The sequence below is a fragment of the Bradyrhizobium sp. DOA9 genome (assembly GCF_000617845.2).
In the GTDB taxonomy this organism is placed as follows: domain Bacteria; phylum Pseudomonadota; class Alphaproteobacteria; order Rhizobiales; family Xanthobacteraceae; genus Bradyrhizobium.
Genome location: NZ_DF820425.1, coordinates 4,366,739 through 4,385,996 on the forward strand (window position 1 = coordinate 4,366,739; position 19,258 = coordinate 4,385,996).

General features: G+C 66.4%; 18 protein-coding genes. 8 read left to right on the top strand and 10 right to left on the bottom strand.

Annotated elements, in window-relative coordinates; translation table 11 throughout:
* Positions 1 to 49: 49 nt before the first annotated feature.
* From BDOA9_RS20280 to BDOA9_RS20295, 4 genes are all read left to right on the top strand, one after another.
* Entirely contained in the window at positions 50 to 703 is a 654-nt protein-coding gene (locus BDOA9_RS20280) for a tetratricopeptide repeat protein (protein ID WP_025035797.1), read from the top strand.
* 31 nt (positions 704 to 734) lie between these two features.
* Positions 735 to 1,271: a hypothetical protein gene (locus BDOA9_RS20285; RefSeq protein WP_025035798.1), complete on the top strand. Its 537-nt coding sequence runs from the start codon at positions 735 to 737 to the stop codon at positions 1,269 to 1,271.
* A gap of 125 nt (positions 1,272 to 1,396) precedes the next feature.
* Positions 1,397 to 2,779 carry a ribosome biogenesis GTPase Der gene (gene der / locus BDOA9_RS20290; protein ID WP_025035799.1) on the top strand — a complete coding sequence of 461 codons (1,383 nt, stop codon included), beginning with the start codon at positions 1,397 to 1,399 and terminating at the stop codon, positions 2,777 to 2,779.
* Positions 2,776 to 4,029, top strand: a complete 1,254-nt coding sequence (locus BDOA9_RS20295) for a TCR/Tet family MFS transporter (protein WP_025035800.1) — start codon at positions 2,776 to 2,778, stop codon at positions 4,027 to 4,029. Before der ends, BDOA9_RS20295 begins: the two co-directional genes overlap by 4 nt.
* A 65-nt stretch (positions 4,030 to 4,094) precedes the next feature.
* Here the strand turns inward: BDOA9_RS20295 and BDOA9_RS20300 are convergent, their stop codons facing one another.
* From BDOA9_RS20300 to radA, 6 genes are all read right to left on the bottom strand, one after another.
* The gene (locus tag BDOA9_RS20300) at positions 4,095 to 5,318 is read right to left on the bottom strand and encodes an ABC transporter substrate-binding protein (RefSeq protein WP_025035801.1); all 1,224 of its coding nucleotides are present in this window, start codon (positions 5,316 to 5,318) and stop codon (positions 4,095 to 4,097) included.
* 266 nt (positions 5,319 to 5,584) lie between these two features.
* On the bottom strand, positions 5,585 to 6,325 hold the full coding sequence (locus BDOA9_RS20305) for an SDR family NAD(P)-dependent oxidoreductase (RefSeq protein WP_025035802.1): 741 nt from the start codon (positions 6,323 to 6,325) through the stop codon (positions 5,585 to 5,587).
* A gap of 69 nt (positions 6,326 to 6,394) precedes the next feature.
* Positions 6,395 to 6,538: a hypothetical protein gene (locus tag BDOA9_RS38910; RefSeq protein WP_192859588.1), complete on the bottom strand. Its 144-nt coding sequence runs from the start codon at positions 6,536 to 6,538 to the stop codon at positions 6,395 to 6,397.
* Between the two features lie 15 nt (positions 6,539 to 6,553).
* Complete coding sequence (gene purF / locus BDOA9_RS20310) at positions 6,554 to 8,065, bottom strand: amidophosphoribosyltransferase (protein ID WP_025035803.1); 1,512 nt, start codon at positions 8,063 to 8,065, stop codon at positions 6,554 to 6,556.
* A 28-nt stretch (positions 8,066 to 8,093) separates the two neighbouring features.
* Complete coding sequence (locus tag BDOA9_RS20315) at positions 8,094 to 8,723, bottom strand: CvpA family protein (RefSeq protein WP_025035804.1); 630 nt, start codon at positions 8,721 to 8,723, stop codon at positions 8,094 to 8,096.
* Positions 8,724 to 8,892: 169 nt separating this feature from the next.
* Complete coding sequence (radA, locus tag BDOA9_RS20320; RefSeq protein ID WP_025035805.1) at positions 8,893 to 10,338, bottom strand: DNA repair protein RadA; 1,446 nt, start codon at positions 10,336 to 10,338, stop codon at positions 8,893 to 8,895.
* Positions 10,339 to 10,514: 176 nt separating this feature from the next.
* Here radA and BDOA9_RS20325 point away from each other — a divergent pair, with 176 nt between their 5' ends.
* A complete protein-coding gene (locus BDOA9_RS20325; protein WP_042336274.1) occupies positions 10,515 to 11,678 on the top strand; it encodes an ABC transporter substrate-binding protein in 1,164 nt (387 codons plus the stop codon).
* Positions 11,678 to 13,747 (top strand): putative bifunctional diguanylate cyclase/phosphodiesterase, encoded by a 2,070-nt coding sequence (locus BDOA9_RS20330; RefSeq protein WP_025035807.1) that lies wholly within the window; start codon positions 11,678 to 11,680, stop codon positions 13,745 to 13,747. The genes BDOA9_RS20325 and BDOA9_RS20330 overlap by 1 nt, the downstream gene beginning before the upstream one ends.
* Positions 13,748 to 13,759: 12 nt before the next feature.
* On the opposite strand, the gene BDOA9_RS20335 is transcribed toward BDOA9_RS20330, so the two are convergent.
* Both BDOA9_RS20335 and BDOA9_RS20340 read right to left on the bottom strand, forming a co-directional pair.
* Positions 13,760 to 14,485 (bottom strand): sulfite exporter TauE/SafE family protein, encoded by a 726-nt coding sequence (locus BDOA9_RS20335; protein WP_025035808.1) that lies wholly within the window; start codon positions 14,483 to 14,485, stop codon positions 13,760 to 13,762.
* A 108-nt stretch (positions 14,486 to 14,593) separates the two neighbouring features.
* Positions 14,594 to 15,061, bottom strand: coding sequence for a MarR family winged helix-turn-helix transcriptional regulator (locus tag BDOA9_RS20340; RefSeq protein WP_025035809.1), 468 nt, complete (start codon positions 15,059 to 15,061; stop codon positions 14,594 to 14,596).
* A gap of 227 nt (positions 15,062 to 15,288) precedes the next feature.
* Here BDOA9_RS20340 and BDOA9_RS20345 point away from each other — a divergent pair, with 227 nt between their 5' ends.
* The gene (locus tag BDOA9_RS20345; RefSeq protein ID WP_025035810.1) at positions 15,289 to 16,698 is read left to right on the top strand and encodes an outer membrane protein; all 1,410 of its coding nucleotides are present in this window, start codon (positions 15,289 to 15,291) and stop codon (positions 16,696 to 16,698) included.
* 252 nt (positions 16,699 to 16,950) lie between these two features.
* On the opposite strand, the gene BDOA9_RS20350 is transcribed toward BDOA9_RS20345, so the two are convergent.
* The gene (locus tag BDOA9_RS20350) at positions 16,951 to 17,721 is read right to left on the bottom strand and encodes an exodeoxyribonuclease III (protein WP_025035811.1); all 771 of its coding nucleotides are present in this window, start codon (positions 17,719 to 17,721) and stop codon (positions 16,951 to 16,953) included.
* 40 nt (positions 17,722 to 17,761) lie between these two features.
* On the opposite strand from BDOA9_RS20350, the gene BDOA9_RS20355 reads away from it, so the two are divergent.
* Positions 17,762 to 17,977 carry a cysteine rich repeat-containing protein gene (locus BDOA9_RS20355; protein ID WP_025035812.1) on the top strand — a complete coding sequence of 72 codons (216 nt, stop codon included), beginning with the start codon at positions 17,762 to 17,764 and terminating at the stop codon, positions 17,975 to 17,977.
* A gap of 11 nt (positions 17,978 to 17,988) precedes the next feature.
* Here the strand turns inward: BDOA9_RS20355 and alr are convergent, their stop codons facing one another.
* Positions 17,989 to 19,236: an alanine racemase gene (gene alr, locus BDOA9_RS20360; RefSeq protein WP_025035813.1), complete on the bottom strand. Its 1,248-nt coding sequence runs from the start codon at positions 19,234 to 19,236 to the stop codon at positions 17,989 to 17,991.
* Positions 19,237 to 19,258: the final 22 nt, after the last annotated feature.

Consider the following 19,258-nt stretch of genomic DNA (forward strand, 5'->3'; position numbering starts at 1 on the left):
ACGCGAACGCTTTGGCGCGCGCACCCGGACGGGCATGGGATTGGCATAAGTGTCTGAATTATTTGACGAAGTCGACGAGGAAGTCCGTCGCGAACAGTTCAAGAGACTGTGGGACAAGTATTCGATCTACTTCATCGCCCTGATGGTGCTGATCGTGGTCGCCGTCGGCGGCTGGCGCGCCCATCAATATTTCGAGGCCCAGAAGGCCGCCGAGGCAGGTGCCGCTTTCGAGAAGGCCGCCGAGCTGTCCGAGCAGGGCAAGCACGAGGACGCCGAGAAGGCCTTCACCGAGCTCGCCGCCAAGGCGCCGTCCGGCTATCGCACCCTGGCGCGGCTGCGTGCTGCGGCCGAGGCCGCGAGCCGCGATCCCAAGGCGGCCGCGAAGATGTATGACGATATCGCGGCCGACCGCAGCATTGGCGGCGAGTGGCAGGATCTGGCCAGGATCCGCGCCGCCGGCCTCCTGCTCGACAGCGCCAGCTATGCCGACATGCAGCAGCGGCTGGAGGCGTCCGCCGCGCCGAAATCGACCTTCCGCCACACCGCCCGCGAGATGCTGGCGCTGTCGGCCTGGCGTAACAACGACATGACTGCAGCCCGCAAATGGCTCGAGGCGATTGACAGAGACGGCGAAACGCCGCCCGGCCTGCGCTCCCGCGCCGAGGCGCTCCAGGCTTTGTTGCCACCCGTCGCCAAGAGCTGACGACGGTTCTCTGACGTAACGAGACACCAAGATGCGCCGCACGCCACGCTTGATCGCAGCCGCCGTCCTGATCGCCTTCACCGGCGTCCTGGGCGGCTGCTCCAGCTTCGATCCGAGCGACCTGCTCGACTTCCTCGACACCAAGAAGAAGCTGCCGGGCGACCGTAAGCCGGTCTTCCCCGAGGGCGTGCCGGGGCTCGAGCAGGGCGTGCCAAGGGATCTGTACAAGGGCGCGCAGCAGCAGCCCGACCCGAACGCACCTGCTGTCGCGGCTCTGCCTGCGGAGCCGGAGCCGGCCAAGCCGGCGAAGGGGGCCAAGGCAAAGCAGACCAGGCAGCCCGCCACGGCGGCCGCGCCGGCCGAAGCCCCCGCCGGCGAGGTCGACGGCGAGGCCCAACCGGAGGCAGCACCAGCGACCTCCGCTCCGCCGCCCAAGCACAAGATCGTCCGCAGGCGCACCACCGCGCCGGATCAGCCGGCCCCGCAGGCGCAACCCGCCCCCGCCACGCAGCAGCAATCGCAGAGCGCCTTTCCGGCGCCACTGCCGAGCGGCAGCTTCTCGCGCTAGAGCATGATCCGGACCCGAAGGGCCGCGTTAGCGCAAAGTGTGAGGCGGTTTTCCGAAGAGATCATGCTCAAACAATATTTCCCGTTGCATTGACAGGCGCAGCCCCGGCAGCGCACGAATGACCGATGTCCTTCACGATCGCCATCATCGGCCGGCCCAATGTCGGCAAGTCGACGCTGTTCAACCGCCTGGTTGGGCAGAAGCTCGCGCTCGTCGATGACCTGCCCGGCGTCACCCGCGACCGCCGCGAAGGCGAGGCCAGGCTCGGCGATCTCCGCTTCACCATCATCGACACCGCCGGCCTCGACGAGGGCGCCAAGGGCTCGCTCACCGCGCGCATGCAGGAGCAGACCGAGACCGCGATCGCACAGGCCGACGCGCTGTTCTTCGTCGTCGACGCCCGTATCGGCCTGACGCCGACCGATCGCGCCTTCGCCGATTTCGCCCGCAAGGCCAACAAGCCGGTGCTGCTCGTCGCCAACAAGAGCGAAGGCAAGCACGGCGATGCCGGCGCGATGGAAGCGTTCGCGCTCGGCCTCGGCGATCCCATCCAGATCTCGGCCGAGCACGGCGAGGGCATGGGCGAGCTTTACGACGCGCTCGCCGGGCTGATGCCCGAGCCCGTCGAGGAAGACGAGGATGAGGACGACGCGCCGCTCACCGAGGAGGAGGCCGCGACGCGCCCGATCCGGGTCGCGATCGTCGGCCGGCCCAATGCCGGCAAGTCGACACTGATCAACCACCTGCTCGGCGAGGAGCGCCTGCTGACCAGCCCCGAGGCCGGCACCACGCGCGATTCCATCGCGGTCGAGATCAACTGGAAGGGCCGCGACTTCCGCGTGTTCGATACCGCAGGCCTGCGCCGCCGCTCGCGCATCGAGGAGAAGCTGGAAAAGCTCTCGGTCGCGGACGCGTTGCGCGCGGTGCGCTTTGCCGAAGTCGTCGTGCTGATGATGGATTCGCAGAACCGCTTCGAGGAGCAGGATCTGCGCATCGCCGACCTGATCGAGCGCGAGGGACGGGCGGTCGTGCTCGCCGTCAACAAATGGGACCTGATGGAGACGAAGGGCGGCGGCGCGATCTCGGGCCTGCGCCGCGACGCCGACCATTGGCTGCCGCAGCTCAAGGGCGTGCCCATCGTCGCCGTCTCCGGCCTGATGGGCGAGGGCATCGATCGCCTGATGCAGGCGATCCAGGACGCCTATGCGATCTGGAACCGGCGCGTGCCGACCGCCGCGCTCAATCGCTGGTTCGAGCAGGCGATCCAGGCCAACCCGCCGCCGGCGGTCTCCGGCCGCAGGCTGAAGCTGAACTACATCACTCAGACCAAGGCGCGCCCGCCGAGTTTTGTTCTCTTCTGCTCGCGGGCGGACGCCGTGCCGCAGTCTTACTTGCGCTACCTGACCAATTCCATGCGCGAGACCTTCGAGCTGCCGGGCACGCCGGTGCGCATCACGCTGCGCGAGAAGGCCAATCCCTTCGCGCACAAGCGCAAGCGGCCGTCGTGAGCGACGGCGCCGGCGAGGCGGCGGTGCAGGGCGCTGCGCCCGTCCGGCGCGGCGCGGTCGCCTTTATCTTCGTCACGATCCTGCTCGACATGATCGCGCTCGGCGTGATCATGCCGGTCCTGCCGAAGCTGATCGAGAGCTTCGTCGACAACGACACAGCACATGCCGCGCGCATCTTCGGCCTGTTCGGCACCGCCTGGGCCTTGATGCAGTTCGTGTTCTCGCCGCTGCTCGGGGCGCTGTCGGATCGTTTCGGACGCCGGCCGGTGGTGCTGCTGTCGAATTTCGGGCTCGCGGCCGATTACGTCTTGATGGCGCTGGCGCCGTCGCTTGCGTGGCTGTTCATCGGCCGCGTCATCTCCGGCATTACCTCGGCGAGCATCTCGACCGCCTTCGCCTATATCGCCGACATCACGCCGCCGGAGCGGCGTGCGGCGGTCTTCGGCCGGATTGGTGCGGCCTTCGGCGCCGGCTTCATCTTGGGCCCGGCGCTCGGCGGCCTGCTCGGCGATGTCGATCCGCGCCTGCCGTTCTGGGCCGCGGCGGCCCTGAGCTTCGCCAACGCGCTCTATGGCCTGTTCGTGCTGCCGGAGTCGCTGTCGCCCGACAAGCGCGCCCCGTTCCGCTGGCGCAGCGCCAATCCGCTCGGCGCGCTGCAGCTGCTGCGTTCCAACGCGGTGCTGGCCGCGTTGTCGATCGTCAACTTCATCGCGCAGGTCGCCCACGTCGTGCTGCCCTCGACCTTCGTGCTCTACGCGACCTATCGCTATGGCTGGGATTCCAAGACGGTGGGCCTGACGCTCGCGATGGTCGGCATCTGCGCCATGGTGGTGCAGGGGTTTGCGATCGGACCCATCGTGCATGCGCTCGGCGAGCGCAACGCGCTGCTGCTCGGCCTCTGCTGTGGCGCGGTCGGCTTCGTGGTCCTCGGCGCTGCGCCGACCGGACCGCTGTCTTGGCTCGGGATTCCCATTCTGGCGCTGTGGGGCATCTCGGGGGCCGCTTCGCAAGCGCTGATGACGCGGCTCGTTGCGCCCGATCAGCAGGGCCAGCTGCAGGGCGCGACCGCGAGCGTGCAGAGCGTGTCGCAGCTCGTCGGCCCGTTCCTGTTCACGCTGACGTTTTCCTATTTCATCGGCGCCGGCGCGCCGCTGCATCTGCCCGGCGCGCCGTTCCTGCTCGCGGCGGTGCTGATGGTGGTGTGCGTGGTGATCGCCGTGCGGTCGCTGGGTGGCGCGAAGACGGCCTGAAACGCCAATGCCCGGGACAAGCCCGGGCATGACGTCGTCGACACCGTTGTAGAACCGCTACGCGGTCACTTCTTCACCAGCGGGCAGTCGCTGTCCTTGAGCGGCTTGGCCGCATCTTCCGGCGCGATGGTGGCGACCAGCTTGTAATAGTCCCACGGTCCCTTCGATTCCTCGGGCTTCTTCACCTCGAACAGATAGGCCGGGATGAGGCGGCGTCCGTCCTGGCGCAACGGACCCTTGCCGAACAGCGGATCGTCGGTCGGCAGCTCCTTCATCTTGGCGACGACCTTGGCGCCGTCACGCGGATTGCTGCCGAGCGCGTCCATCGCCTTCAGGTAATGCAGGATCTCGGCATAGAGGCCCGCAACAGTCATCGAGGGCATCGAGCCCTTGGGCGAGGCCTTCTGGAAGCGCTTCGACCATTCGCGGGTCTGGTCGTTGAGGTCCCAATAGAAGGACTCGGTGAAGGTCAGGCCCTGCGCGGTCTTGAGGCCGAGCGAGTGCACGTCGTTGATGAACAGCAGCAGCGCGGCGAGCTTCTGGCCGCCCTGGACGATGCCGAACTCGGCGGCCTGCTTGATCGCGTTGGTGGTGTCGCCGCCCGCATTGGCAAGGCCGATGATCTTCGCCTTGGACGACTGCGCCTGGAGCAGGAAGGAGGAGAAGTCCGCCGTGTTCAACGGATGCTTGACGCCGCCGAGCACCTTGCCGCCGGTCGCGGTGACGACGGCGCCGGTGTCACGCTCCAGCGCATGGCCGAACGCGTAATCCGCGGTGAGGAAGAACCAGCTGTCGCCGCCCGCCTTGGTCAGCGCCTTGCCGGTGCCGTTGGCGAGCATGTAGGTGTCGTAGGTGAACGAGACGGTGTTGGGCGTGCAGGCCTTGCCGGTGAGGTCGGCGGTGGCCGCACCCGAATTGAGCAGCACCGCATTCTTTTCCTTGACGAGGTTGCTCACCGCGAGCGCGACGCCGGAGCTCGGCGTGTCCGCGATGGCGTCGACCTTGTCGGCATCGATCCATTGCCGTGCGATGTTGACGCCGATGTCGGGCTTGTTCTGGTGATCGCCGGAGAGCACCTCGATGGTCCAGCCCTTGGCTTTCAGGCCGGAATCCTCGACCGCCATCTTCACCGCCGCCACCGAGTTCGGGCCGCCGATGTCGGCATAGAGGCTCGACATGTCGTTGAGCACGCCGATCTTGATGGTCTTGTCTTGCGCGAACGCGGATGTGGCAAAGCCGAAAGCGGCACAGGCCAGAAGAGCCGCGGTGCGGCGTGAGGGCATCGTCATAAAAGGCTTTCCTCCATTGTCAAATAAGCGGACGGCTCTCTTCGGGAGCCTTGTTCCGATTGACGCTCTACCGTGTCCGACGCCAGACGGCAATGCACCTAAAGCCGGATGACGCTGCGTCCTAGCGTCATCCATCGGTTAACTTTTGGGCAAAATGCCTTGAGACGCTATTCAGCGCGTCCGATGCGGCTTGAATTTCTGAATGCGTTTTTTCGGTATCGACACGGCGGTATAGACGTTACCCCCGGTATGGCGTCCGATGGCAATCAGGCCGGCGCGCGGAAGCTCATCAGGGTGCGGGTCCTGTAGTCGTAGAACTTGCCGGTCTCGGTCCAGTCGGGCGCGCACAGCGGCACGATGAATTCGGCGACCTGCTCGGGCGTGTCGAGCGTCTCGGGATCCTCGCCGGGCATCAGGGTCGCGCGCATGCGGGTGCGGACCGGGCCGGGATTGAACAAATTGACGCGCAACTTCATGTTCGCGGTTTCCTGCGCCCAGGCGCGCGCCAGCGTCTCCAGTGCCGCCTTGGACGCGGCGTAGGGGCTGACGTAAGCAGTGGCCTTGTTGGCGGCACCCGAGGTGATGAACACGGCGCGGCCGGCATCGGACTGCTTCAGCAGCGGCTCCATGCAGCGGATCAGCTGGAAGTTCGCGGAGACGTTCACAGCCATCACGTCGTTAAAGGTCTTCAGCTCGATATGGCCGATCGGCGAGGACGGGCCGAGCACGCCGGCATTGCCGACCAGGATGTCGAGCTTGCCGTAGCGCTCGTGCAGGCCGGCGCCGAGCCGCGCGATGCCGTCGGAATCGGTGAGGTTGAGCGGCACCAGGGTGGCGCTGCCGCCAAGTTTGCGGATCTCGTCGTCGAGCTCCTCCAGCCCGCCTTGCGTGCGCGCGACCGCAACAATGTGCGCGCCGGCTTTCGCCAATGCGATAGCGGTGGCGAAGCCGATGCCGCGCGAGGCGCCTGTGACGAGAGCGATACGGTCAGCGAGGGGTTTGGTCATGGCGGGGGTTTTACAGGCGTGGATGGCCGGGACAAGCCCGGTCATGACGGAATTTAGGCCCTCAAGCTTTTAGCTACCGCCGCCCAACTGAATATTGTCGCTGTTGGTTCCGTTTCCCGAGCCGTCGGGGGTGACCTTCATGCCTTGCCTGAAGGCGAACACAATAAAGCCGATCAACACCAGTCCGCAGACGATGGCGATGGCCAGCTGCATGGTCGCGGCCTCGCGTCAGCTCGCCTCCGCCAGCAGTGACAGCTGCCGCGGCTGCGGCTCGGTCTGGGTCTGGTCGGTGAGGTGGGTCGGGTAGGCCCCGGTAAAACAATGATCCGCGAACTTCGGATTGGCGGGGTCGCGGCCGGGCTCGCCCATGGCGCGGTACATGCCGTCGATCGACAGGAAGGCGAGCGAGTCCGCGCCGATGAGCTCGCGCATCTCCTCCAGCGAATGCGTCGCAGCCAGGAGGCCGCCGCGGTCGGGCAGGTCGATGCCGTAATAGTCAGGATAGAGGATCGGGGGCGAAGCGAGGCGGAAATGCACCTCCTTGGCGCCGGCATCGCGCATCATGCGCACGATCTTCTTCGAGGTGGTGCCGCGCACCAGGGAATCGTCGATCAGGATGATGCGCTTGCCTTCGATCGCGGCGCGGTTGGCCGAGTGCTTCATGCGCACGCCGGATTCGCGGATCGCCTGCGTCGGCTGGATGAAGGTGCGGCCGACATAATGGTTGCGGATGATGCCGAGCTCGAACGGCACGCCCGAATGCTGGCTGTAGCCGACCGCCGCGGGCACGCCGGAATCCGGCACCGGCACGACGACGTCGACGGGCACATGGCTCTCGCGCGCGAGCTGCGCACCGAAGGCCTTGCGCACCTCGTAGACCGAGCGGCCGTGGACGATGGAATCCGGCCGCGAGAAGTAGATGTATTCGAAGATGCAGGGGCGCGGCGCCATCGGCGGGAACGGCTTGTGGATGTCCTGGCCGTTCTCGTCGAACACGATGACTTCGCCCGGCTCGATGTCGCGCACGAAGCGTGCACCGATGATGTCGAGCGCGCAGGTCTCGGAGGTCAGGATCGGGCAGCCATCGAGCTCACCGAGCACCAGCGGGCGGATGCCACGCGGATCGCGCGCGCCGACCAGCTTCTTGTTGGTGACCGAGACCAGCGCATAAGCGCCCTCGATCTCGCGCAGCGCGTCGATATAGCGCTCGATGAAACGGCTGCGCCTCGAGCGCGCCACCAGATGCAGGATCACCTCGGTGTCGGAGGTCGACTGCATCATGGCGCCGCTCTTGACGAGCTCGCGGCGCAGCGTCAGGCCGTTGGAGAGATTGCCGTTGTGGGCGACGGCGAGACCGCCGGCATTGAGCTCGGCGAACAGCGGCTGCACGTTGCGCAGGATGGTCGCGCCGGTCGTGGCGTAGCGGACATGGCCGACCGCGACATTGCCGGGCAGGCGGTCGATCACCTCGCGGCGGGAGAAGGTGTCGCCGACGAGGCCGAGGCGGCGTTCGGAATGGAAGCGGCTGCCGTCGTAGGAGACGATGCCGGCGGCCTCCTGGCCGCGGTGCTGCAGGGCGTGAAGGCCGAGCGCGGTGATGGCGGCCGCATCGGGATGGCCGTAGATGCCGAAGACGCCGCATTCCTCGCGGATCGTGTCTCCGTCCAGGTCGTCCTGAAGCTCTAACGCGGCCGAGCCGGGATCGCGTTCAGTGTGGGCGTCCTGGTCAGGGTGTCGCATCTCGTCCGCGCCTCTCTTTAGGGCCAAATCAACGCGCCGCAGGTTTCTCGATCAGCTTTTTCATGCCGTCACGAGCCGATTTACTGTACCCGTCGCCACTGCCCGAAGGCTGCTGCTCGGATTCAGCTTGATCATCATCTGGTTTGTTTTTCTTGAATCTCTTCAAGATGGTGTTCTCGGGGTCGTCAGGCAAGAGGGCCATCAGCCAATCGCCGGTTCCCTGGAGCACGACCCGGGACTTGGCCCCGGTGACCCAGTCGGGGCGCTGCTTGTCCGGCACCAGCCAGGTGAAGAACAGGAACGCGACCACGACGATCAAAAGCCCGCGAGCCAGGCCGAACAGGAAGCCAAGGGTGCGATCCAGCGCGCCAATGCGCGAATCCAGGATCATGTCGGAGATCCGGACCGTGATGACGGAGACCACGACCAGGGTGCCGATGAACACGCCCGCGACCACGACGACGCTCGCGACCGTGTCGTTGTTGAAATAGGTCTTGGCGGTTGGCAGCAGCTTCGAGAAGGAATACAGCGTCACGATTGCCGCCGCACCCCAGGCCGCGATCGACAGGATTTCGCGCATGAAGCCGCGGACCATGGCGAGCAGGCCCGAAATCAGCATCACACCGAGCAGGATCAGGTCGAGGAGTGTTACTGGCATCGGCTGGTCTGGTCCGCTCGTACTTCAAAGGTGCTTCTGGCCGAATCGGTGCTTGGCCGCTGCCCTAAAAGACGGGCAGACGGCGTTCCCGGCAAGGCCGCAACCACGCAATCCCATGCTGCTTTTGTGACGGCTGTATAGCGGCGAGGGCCTCCGGCGTCACCTCCACCTAACCCTCTCCGCGGCGGAATCTTGCCGGTGTGGCATTTTTCTCTGGCTGCGCGCTGGATTCGCCCCGGCGGGAGCCCCTGGCTGCGATCTCGGCCACCAATGTCGTCAGGCTGTTCACCGCGTTCAGGGACAGGCCGGCGTCGCCGCCCGCATCGCCCCGTGCCGATTCGGGCAGCACGGCGCGCTGGAAACCGAGCTTTGCCGCTTCCTTCAGCCGGGCCGGGGTCTGCGCCACCGGGCGCACCACGCCCGACAGCGAGATTTCGCCGAAATAGACGGCATCGGTGGGTAACTGCGCATTAACCAGCGAGGACACCAGCGCTGCGGCCGCGGCCAGGTCGGCCGCCGGCTCGTGGATGCGCAGGCCACCAGCGACGTTCAGATAGACGTCGTGGCCGGACAGCTTGACCCCGCAATGGGCCTCCAGCACCGCCAGCACCATCGAGAGCCGGCTCGGATCCCAGCCGACCACGGCCCGGCGCGGGGTGCCGAGCGAGGTCGGGGCCACCAGTGCCTGCAATTCGACCAGAACCGGCCTGGTACCCTCGATGCCGGCGAAGACCGCGGTGCCGGGCGTGCCGAGATCGCGCTCGGACAGGAACAGCTCGGAAGGATTGGTGACCTCGCGGAGGCCAAGGCCGGTCATCTCGAACACGCCGATCTCGTCGGTCGGGCCGAAGCGGTTCTTCACCGCGCGCAGGATGCGGAATTGCTGCGAGCCTTCGCCCTCGAACGACATCACCGCATCGACCATGTGCTCGACCACGCGCGGGCCGGCGATCTGGCCGTCCTTGGTGACGTGGCCGACCAGGATGATGGCCGCACCGGTCTTCTTGGCAAAGCGGATCAGCGCCTGCGCCGAGGCGCGCACCTGCGTCACCGTGCCGGGCGCCGATTCCACCGTGTCGGTCCACATGGTCTGGATCGAGTCGATCACGATCAGCCGGGGCACCGCGCCCTCCGACAGCGTCGAGACGATGTCCTCGACCGAGGTCTCGGCGGCGAGCTGCACCGGCGCGTCCGACAGCCCGAGCCGCTCGGCGCGCAGGCGCACCTGCGCGACCGCCTCTTCGCCGGAGATGTAGACGACGCGGTGGCCGGCCCGCGCCAAGAGGCTGGTCGCCTGCGTCAGCAGCGTCGACTTGCCGATGCCGGGATCGCCGCCGACCAGCAGCACCGAGCCGCGCACGAAGCCGCCGCCGGTGACGCGGTCGAGCTCGCTCATCCCTGAGGACAGGCGCGGCGCATCCGGGCTTTTTCCGGCGAGGCTTTCCAGCGCGAACGTTCGGCCCTTACGCTTGGAGCGGATCGACACCGGCACACTGCCGCTGGTGTCTTCCTCAGCGAGCGTATTCCACTCGCCGCAGGACTCGCACTTGCCCTGCCAGCGGTTATAGGCCGCGCCACAGTTCTGGCAGACGAAGGAGAGGGTGGATTTGGCCATGAGGATAGCGAGTCGCGGGTTTCAGATCTGCTGATAGCACGGATTGGCAGGTCGATCGCCGGCGCTTCGAATATCTGAATTCGGCAGGCGAGATATACCTTTCGTTAGCCTTGCGCCGCTGTGCCCGGTGCGATTTTGCCAATTCTTAGCGGACGTGGGTGCAATCTCGGAACCCAATGGGGGCGGCGAAATTGACGAGATTCCTGCGAATATTGCTCGCGGCGGGCATGGTCTGCGGCGCTTTTGGGTCCGTTGGCGGTAGCGTTGCCAAGCCCCTCAACATCGTCTTCGTCAATCCCGGCAAGGCCGGCGAGGTCTACTGGGACATGGTCGCGCAGGCCATGCAGGCCGCCGGCCGCAAGCTCGACGCGCGTGTCGAGGTGCTGACCAGCGAACGCAACCACCGCACCATGCAGGAGCTCGGCTTCGGCGTGGTGGCCCGTCCCGACAAGCCCGACTTCCTCATCCTGTCGAACGAGGAATCCGCCGCCGTTCCCATCCTCGAGGCGGCCGAAGCCGCGGGCGTCAAGACGCTGCTGCTCTCGAACACGCTGATCGGCGAGGACGCGGTGCGCTTTGGACCGCCGAGGCAAAAGCTCAAGACATGGCTCGGCGACATCACGACCGATCTTCAGACCGCGGGCGCGCGGATGGCCAATGCGCTGATCACGGCGGCGCGCGCCGAAAAATGGCAGAGCGCGGACGGCAAGATCCACATTCTCGGCATCGGTGGCGACGAGACCACGCCGGCTTCGATCGCCCGCAACGCCGGCCTCACGCGCGCGGTGGATGCTGCGTCCGACGTCGTGGTGGACCGCATGCTGTTCGCCAACTGGACGCAGTCCGAGGCCGAGCGCGTTACGGCAAACTACCTGAGCTGGGCCGCGCGCAAGCAGATCCGGCCTGCCGGGATCTGGGCCGGTAACGATCCGATGGCGCTCGGCGCGGTACGCGCGGCGATCGCCGCCGGCCTCGTGCCCGGCGAGAACATCCAGGTGGTCGGCCTCAACTGGTCGGAGGATGCGCTGCGGGAGATCAAGGCGGGCCGCATGCTCCTGACCGATGGCGGACATTTCCTGCTCGGCGGCTGGTCAGTCGTTCTGCTGCGCGACTATGCCGATGGCTGCGATTTTGCAGCCGTTTCGCCCCGCGTCGAGGTCAAGACCTCGGCGATCACGCGCGACAATCTCGCGTCTGTCGGCGACCTCATCAAGACCCGTGCGTTCGACCGGATCGACTTCACGCGGTTCCGGGCGAAGGCCGGACGCTGCGGCCAATACGATTTCTCGCTCGATGCGCTCATCTCGTCGCTGCCGGTTGCCGAAGGCGTGGCGGATTGATGCGCAAGGATGAGGCGATGACCGATCCGGATCGCAGCGTGCAGGCAGCGCCGCCGCGCTTGCGCTCGGTCGTCCACGCGATGATCTGGGCCACCGTGCCCGTTCTGCTGCTGGTTCAATTGCTCGCCTCCGCCGGCGTCGAGGCATCGAGCTTCTGGTCGCAGCTCAGGCAACTCGACGCCCGCATGGCCCGCGTCGCCGAAAGCCGGGCCGAGCTGATCGCCGAGCCGCTCTGGAAGATGCGCTACGACCAGGTCACGGGCGTGCTCAACGAGATCATGCACGACGAGACCATTGCGGCGGCGGCCGTCTATGACGATACCGGCGCTGCGATCGCCCGCGTGGTCGCGCGCCCCCAAGGCCAGTCGGTCGCCGAGGTCTCGCACCCGATCCACTACAGCAACGGCAATATGGCCGTTCAGGCCGGCCGCATCGCCATCGCCTATTCGCGTGCGACGCTGTACGCGGATGCGGGCAGCCGCCTGCTGCTGCTGCTCGTCGTCGGGCTGCTCGCAACGTTCGCGACCCTGATAGCCATGCGGATCTCCGCCAACATCTTCATCGGCAGGCCGCTCGCGGCCATGATGTCGGCGATCCAGCGCAGCAAGCAGGACGGCCGGGCTTATCCGGCCGACGTCACCTCCTCGAACGAATTCGGCCAGCTCGCGCGCGCATTCAATGCCATGCAGCACACGACCTCGGGCGCGCTGGACCGGCTCGGACACATGGCGACCCACGATCCGCTCACTGGGCTGCCTAACCGGCGCTCCCTGACCGAGCGCCTCGCCGTGACGAGCCAGAATGGAGGCGCGCCGGATACGCTGGTCGCGTTCTGCTTCATCGATCTCGACGACTTCAAGGGCATCAACGACACCTTCGGTCACGAGGCCGGCGATGCGTTCCTGGTCCAGATTTCGCAGCGTCTTCGTCGCGCGGTCGAAGCCGGGGACTGGGTCGCCCGGCTCGGCGGCGACGAGTTCGTCGTCATTCGCCCCGAGGTGAGCAACGAGCAGGCCGCGCATGCATTCGCTCAACGCGTGCTCGATGCCATTTCCGAACCGATCCGCCTCCACGACAAGCAGGTGGTGCCGCGCGCCAGCATCGGCCTGGCCGTGCGCCACGCCGACGATCCGGAGCTGTCGCATCTGCCGACGCTCGCCGACATCGCGCTCTATCACGCCAAGAGCAAGGCGCCCGGCACGGTCGCCGTGCTGGACGAAGCGCTCCAGCGCGACTATCGCCGCCGCAGGGATCTCGAGCTCGCCATTCCCACCGGCTTCGCCGAGGGCCAGTTCGAGGTCTGGTACCAGAGCCAGGTCGATCTCGACAGCCATGAGGTGGTCGGTCTGGAAGCGCTGATCCGCTGGCGCCATCCCGAGCACGGCGTGATCGGCCCCGGCGAATTCCTGCCGCTGATCGAGCGCAGCGGCAATAATGCGCGGCTGACGCGCTACGTGCTGACCGATGCCTGCCGGGCTTTGCAGCAATTGGCTGCCGCGGGCAGGCCGCAGATCCGGGTCGCCATCAATCTACCGCCATCCGAGCTTGCCGACCATTCGCTCGCCGCCGAGTTGCGCGCGACCTGCGCGCGCTTCGGCGTCGCAGCATCGATGCTCGAGCTCGAGATCACGGAAGGATCGCTGATCAACAACATCGCCAGCGCCTCCGAAACGCTGCATCGCCTGCGGCGCCTGGGGGCCACGATCGCGCTCGACGATTTCGGCACGGGCTACTCTTCGCTTGCCCATCTGCGCCGGTTTCCGCTCGACAAGGTGAAGATCGACAAGGCGTTCATCAGCGAAATCCCCGACAGCGCGGAGGACAAGGCCATCGTCGGCGTCATCGCATCGCTTGCCGCCACGCTGGGGCTGACATTGGTCGCCGAAGGCATCGAGCGCGCCGAACAGGCCGAGGCCATGCGTGAGATGGGCGTGAGGCTCGGGCAGGGTTTCCTCTATCAGCGGCCGCAGCCGCTCGAGGCCGTGCTGCAATGGCTCGAGGGCCAGCCGGCCGTGTCGGGCCGCGTCGTCGCTGACAGCCCATCGATCAGCCCGGAATTCGCCGCCTGAGCCGCGGCCGGGTTACGGCTGCGTTGCGGTCCAGAGCATCGAGACCCCGGCCGCGATCATGATCGCGTCCATCAAGAGGCGGAAAACATCCGGCCTCAGATGCAGCACGAAGCGTTTGGCGATGAAGGCACCAAGCATCAGCGATGAGCCCGCGATCAGGCCCTTGATGAAGACCTCGCCGGTGAGCGCGCCGAAACGCTCGAAGGTCACTGATTTCGCGAAATAGAGCCCGAGCGAGGCGGCCGCTTCGGTGGCGAGGAACGCGCCCTTGGACAGGCCGTAGAACAGGAACAGCGGCACGCTGAGCGGCCCGGTCGAGACCACGATGCCGGTGAGATAGCCGATCACCGCGCCGCCGATCGCAAGGTGCCAGAGATTGGCCTTGAGGTCGTGCCGCGCCAGAAAGTGCCGCACCGGCACCATCGCGATCAGGAACAGGCCGATGGCGAGATCGACGGCATGCGAGGGCAGCGCCAGCAGCGTCCGCGCGCCGAGCGCGGCCGCTGGAATGCCCGTGACCGAATAGGCCGCACAGGCCCGCCAGTCGACCTCGCGCCACCACGCCAAAATGCGCGAGAAGTTCGCCATCACCGAGGCCACCGCCATGATCGGCACGGCCTCCTTCGGCCCGTAAGCGTAGACCAGCACCGGCATCAGCATGATCGACGAGCCGGTGCCGACGATGCCTGAGATGGTGCCGGCAATGAGGCCGACGGTGAGGACGAACAGGAAGGCCAAGGGGCGCGCTCCGGGAATCATCGAGTGTAGCCGGAGCGGGCGCGGAGCGCGAATGTCTGTCCCACCCGACCGGGGCTACGAGGCCGGAACCCACACCAGAGCCGATGCTTAAGGACTGCGGTTTCGGTTCAGCCGCCGCGCCTCGCCGGCAATCTTCTTCGTGACCACGAGATCGACATGCCGGTTCAGGGCTGCGTTGGCGGCGCGCCACACCGGCATGGCTTCTTCGAGCTTGCGGGCACCGGCTTCCGTCAACCACGCCAGCCGCCGCCGCGAGCCCCTGAGGTTCGCGGCGATTTCGACCAGACCCTTACTCTCGAGTGCGCGAAGGTTGCGCGACAAGGTCGACTTGTCGAGGCATGCGGCTTCGCCGATCGCGGACAGGCTGTCGTCCTCTGCCGACGCGATCACCGCAAGCAGGGTGAATTGCTCGATCGCCAGATCCGTCTTCCGCATCTTCTGGTCGACGAAACGCGTGATCTGCCTGGCTGCGATCCGCGCCAGATGGGAGCCGCAGCTGTCGACCACGGTTTGCGCGTCTTCGCGGAGTGTCCGCGTGCCGTTCTGCCTTTTCATGTCGCCAATGTCGGCTGGGCCGTTGTGGGAACGCAAGAGCCGTCGAGTGGGAAGTTGCAGATACAACCTCCGGCAGGCATCGAGCGTGGCCCTCCTGCTACATCCAGCTACCACATTTTCACATAAGCAAAGTTCGAGGGGCAATGTGGCGCACGAGCAAGGTGCTTGGCGATCACGTTTCAGGCGCACCTGACATGTTTGGAATGGCACTGGGAATGGAACGGTGGATGAGCATGCGGCGGATCGGACCGATCGTCGTCGCGATCGCAGGATGGATGAGCGCGGCGTCCGCCGCAGATCACGCCATGCCGGTGAAAGCGCAGCGCACGGTTGCCGTGTACGACTGGACCGGCTTTTATGCAGGCGTCAACCTCGGTTATCTGACTGGGCACAATCCGAGCAATTATTCCCTGGACAGCGCGCCGGTGGGAGCAAGCATGACGCTGGCGCCGCGCGGTGCCATCGGCGGTGTTCAGGCCGGCTATAACAAGCAGATTGCGCATTGGGTCTTCGGTGTCGAGGCGGATTGGCAGGGAGCCGACGCGGACGATTTCTACTGCACCAATTGCGGGGTCGATCCCGGCGGCGGAATGACCCAGCGGGTCAGCTGGATTGCGACGGTGCGCGGCCGCGCGGGGCTCGGCACGGGGCCGCTGCTGTTCTACGGCACGGCCGGCGCAGCATTCGGCCGCGTTAGCGTGGACGTGAACTGCTGCGTGGGCGGGCAGGTGCTTGTTTCGAATTTGGCGGCCACCCGCACGGGATGGACGGCGGGAACAGGCATCGAAGCCGCGCTTGGCGGCAACTGGACGGTCAAAGCCGAGTATCTGTATCTCCATCTCGGGACCGCTTTCCAGGTGGTGCCGTTCGCGCCTCCGTTCGCGCCGGACGCTGTGCGCGCGGGTGGCGAGTTTAACGCCCATCTGGCGCGGCTCGGGGTGAATTATCGATTTGGCCAAGAGACTGCGGGGGCTTCCTGGTCGCAGACCCGCGACTGGGCCGGCGCCTATGCCGGCGTCAATCTCGGTTTCGGGGCGGCGCGCACTCCCTTGACCCAGGAACTCGTGGCGACCCCGGCGGCCACCTTGCGCAGCGTTGTTGCGCCTGACGGGGCGGTCGGCGGCGGGCAGGTCGGTTTCAATTGGCAGGCCGGACGCGTTGTTGCCGGTTTGGAGGCGGACGTGCAGTGGTCCGCTCAGAAGGACAGCATCTGCCGTGGCTGTCCGCCGACGCCGGGGTTTGGAACGTCCATTGTCGAGCATCGACTGCCGTGGTTGGTGACCGCGCGTGCGCGCATCGGCTACGGGGCTGGGCCCGCTCTGCTGTACGTCACGGGCGGCGGTGCTTTTGGGCGTGTCGAGCAGAATCTCAGCCAATTTGCGCCACCGCTTAGCAGCTTCTCTGCCGCCCGCTTTGAGCGCGGCGGCTGGGTTGTCGGTGGCGGTATCGAGGCCGCGATCGCCGAGAACTGGAGCGCGAAGCTCGAATATCTGCACATCAATCTCGGGACGTTTCGCTCTCAAGGCAATATCGGCATCGTTGCCTCGACATACGAGTCGGATATCAGCAACAACCTATACCGCGTCGGCTTGAACTACAGGTTCGGCGCATCACCGCTGGTCGCGGCGAAGAATTGAGCTCCTCGAACCGCTGCCGCTTTGGGCAGCGAGCGGGTGTCCCGATGACGAGCCGGTCCGTTCGTCCGCCATGGCAAGGCGCATGGGCGATTCCTTAAGCCGTTGAATCGGCTGGAGGCGGGCTACTGTGCATGGGGTTGTTTTCATGTTCTTGTTGTGGGGCATCCCGCCGTCAAGGCGCGCCTGTTCGACAATGTCGATCTCGACTCCGTGCCGGTCAACGTGATCGACGGCAGGAATTTGTGGTGAGGCTCACCGCAACACCACCCATGCCGGCGCGTGGTCGCTGGCGCCGTCCTCGCCGCGGATCTTCTTGTCGACGCCGGCCTTGGCGAGACGCGGGGCGAGGGCGGGGCTGAGCAGGAGATGATCGAGCCGCAGCCCCGCATCGCGCGGCCAGCGGTTCCGCATGTAGTCCCAGAAGGTGTAGATGCGCTTGTCCGGATGCAATTGGCGGATCGCGTCGCACCAGCCTTGCTCGACCAGCGCGGCAAAGGCCGCGCGGCTCTTCGGCTGGATCAGCGCGTCCTTGTCCCATGAGCGCGTCGGATAGATGTCGATCTCGGTTGGCGCGACGTTGTAATCGCCGGCGAGCACCACCGGCAGGTCCTGCTTGATGAAGGTCTTGGCGTGGCGCCGCAGCCGCGCGAACCAGTCGAGCTTGTAGTCGAATTTCGGTCCCGGCTGCGGATTGCCGTTGGGCAGGTAGATGCTGGTGACGATGACGCCGCGCACGGCGGCCTCGATGTAGCGCGCTTCGAGATCGGAAGGTTTTCCCGGCAACCGGTCGCGCGTCAGCACGGGCTCGGCGTTACGGGCGAGGATGGCGACGCCGTTCCAGGTTTTTTGTCCACGCCAGACCGCGCCATAGCCGATCTTTTCGATCGCGGCCGCCGGAAATTCGCCATCACTTGCCTTCAACTCCTGAAGCGCGACCACATCGGGCTTCGCAGCGCGCAGCCATGCCAGGAGATTGGGCAGGCGGCGGTTGATGTTGTTGATGTTGAACGTCGCGATCTTCATGTAGAGCTACCGGCTCCTGCCTTCCGTCCTCGGAGATACAATGTCCAAGTTGAGCTTTGCCGCTATCGCCTTCGTCGTCGCGTTCTCCGGGGCCACGGCACACTCAGCCGAAACGCGCGGCGCGTGCAAGGCGGACTACGACAAATTCTGCGCCGGCATCGCGCCGGGCAGCGGCATCGTCGCCTGCCTCAACGCCAAGCGCGACCAGCTCAGCGCCACCTGCAAGACGGCACTCGACAGCCGGAAGAAGAAGTAGCTGCGGGTGGCTTAGCTCGGCAGCGGCGGGGCTGCCGGCTGCCCGGCACTCGACGCCGGCTCGGGCTTGACCAGCGGCTCCTCCACAATGCCGCCCTTGTAGACGCGCGCGTAGCGCCGGCCGAGGCTGGTCAGCACCTCGTAGCCGATCGTGCCGAAATGATGCGCAAGCTCGTCGACGGTGATGCCTTCGCCGAGCAGCGTCACCATGTGGCCGCGCCGCGTCGTGTTCGGCGGCAGATCGGTGATGTCGATTGCGATCAGGTCCATGGAGATGCGGCCCGCGACAGGGCAGCGCTTGCCGGCCACGATGACCTCGGCGCCGCGGGTGCCGTCATTGGAGCTGGCGGCACGGAAATAGCCGTCGGCATAGCCGACCGCGATGATCGCCAGCTTGGTCGGCCGCCGCGCGGTCCAGGTGCCGCCATAGCCGACGGTCTCGCCGCGATCGATGCTGCGGATCTGCACGATGCGCGCCTTGAGGTCGACCACCTGCTGCATGGGATTGTCGGCCTCCGGCGTCGGGTTGACGCCGTAGAGCGCAGCTCCCGGCCGCACCAGGTCGAACTGGAACGGCGCGCCGAGGAAGATGCCGGAGGAGTTGGAGAGTGCCGCCGGCACGCCTGTGAACTCGCTGGCGATGCTGCGGAAGGCCGCGAGCTGTCGGGCATTGATCGGGCTGTTGAGCTGCTCGGCCGCGACCAGATGGCTCATCACCAGCGTGATGCCGTGATCGCCGGCGTTGATGCGGGGGATGATGGCCTGCGCCTCCGACAGCGTCAGCCCGAGCCGGTTCATGCCGGTATCGATGTGAATGGCTGCGCCCCCGTTCCAGCCGGTGCGGCGGCAGAACACGTCCCATTCGGCGAGCTCGTTGAGATCGCCGATCACCGGCCGGCAATTGATCCTGGCGTAGTGCTCGCCGGTGTTCTGGAAGTAGCCGCCGAGCACGTAGATCGCGGGCTCGGGAACGGCGGCGCGCACCTTGCGCGCTTCCTCGATGGTGGCGACGAAGAAGGTCTTGCAGCCGGCTTTGCTCAGGGCGCGCGACACCTGCTCGGCGCCGCAGCCATAGGCGTCGGCCTTGATCACCGCCGAACATTCGGCCGGCACCGCCGTCTTCTCGAGCTTGCGCCAATTGGCGATGATCGCGTCGAGATCGACGGTCAGCACGCCGCCGAAGGCGGCGAGCGCGGCAGCCTGGTTGGCCTCCGCGGAGAGTGGGCCGGATTGGGTGGTTGTCTTCGGAGCGGACGCCATTGTCATGGCGCCGTTTTACGCA

Bases quoted from the DNA above. Each gene is read 5' to 3' on its own strand.
- purF (WP_025035803.1), bottom strand. From the start codon at position 8,065: ATGCGACACCCTGACCAGGACGCCCACACTGAACGCGATCCCGGCTCG.
- BDOA9_RS20345 (WP_025035810.1), top strand. From the start codon at position 15,289: ATGAGCATGCGGCGGATCGGACCGATCGTCGTCGCGATCGCAGGATGG.
- BDOA9_RS20315 (WP_025035804.1), bottom strand. From the start codon at position 8,723: ATGCCAGTAACACTCCTCGACCTGATCCTGCTCGGTGTGATGCTGATT.
- BDOA9_RS20355 (WP_025035812.1), top strand. From the start codon at position 17,762: ATGTCCAAGTTGAGCTTTGCCGCTATCGCCTTCGTCGTCGCGTTCTCC.
- der (WP_025035799.1), top strand. From the start codon at position 1,397: ATGTCCTTCACGATCGCCATCATCGGCCGGCCCAATGTCGGCAAGTCG.
- BDOA9_RS20305 (WP_025035802.1), bottom strand. From the start codon at position 6,325: ATGACCAAACCCCTCGCTGACCGTATCGCTCTCGTCACAGGCGCCTCG.
- radA (WP_025035805.1), bottom strand. From the start codon at position 10,338: ATGGCCAAATCCACCCTCTCCTTCGTCTGCCAGAACTGTGGCGCGGCC.
- BDOA9_RS20300 (WP_025035801.1), bottom strand. From the start codon at position 5,318: ATGACGATGCCCTCACGCCGCACCGCGGCTCTTCTGGCCTGTGCCGCT.
- BDOA9_RS20325 (WP_042336274.1), top strand. From the start codon at position 10,515: ATGGGGGCGGCGAAATTGACGAGATTCCTGCGAATATTGCTCGCGGCG.
- BDOA9_RS20350 (WP_025035811.1), bottom strand. From the start codon at position 17,721: ATGAAGATCGCGACGTTCAACATCAACAACATCAACCGCCGCCTGCCC.
- BDOA9_RS38910 (WP_192859588.1), bottom strand. From the start codon at position 6,538: ATGCAGCTGGCCATCGCCATCGTCTGCGGACTGGTGTTGATCGGCTTT.
- BDOA9_RS20330 (WP_025035807.1), top strand. From the start codon at position 11,678: ATGCGCAAGGATGAGGCGATGACCGATCCGGATCGCAGCGTGCAGGCA.
- alr (WP_025035813.1), bottom strand. From the start codon at position 19,236: ATGGCGTCCGCTCCGAAGACAACCACCCAATCCGGCCCACTCTCCGCG.
- BDOA9_RS20340 (WP_025035809.1), bottom strand. From the start codon at position 15,061: ATGAAAAGGCAGAACGGCACGCGGACACTCCGCGAAGACGCGCAAACC.
- BDOA9_RS20285 (WP_025035798.1), top strand. From the start codon at position 735: ATGCGCCGCACGCCACGCTTGATCGCAGCCGCCGTCCTGATCGCCTTC.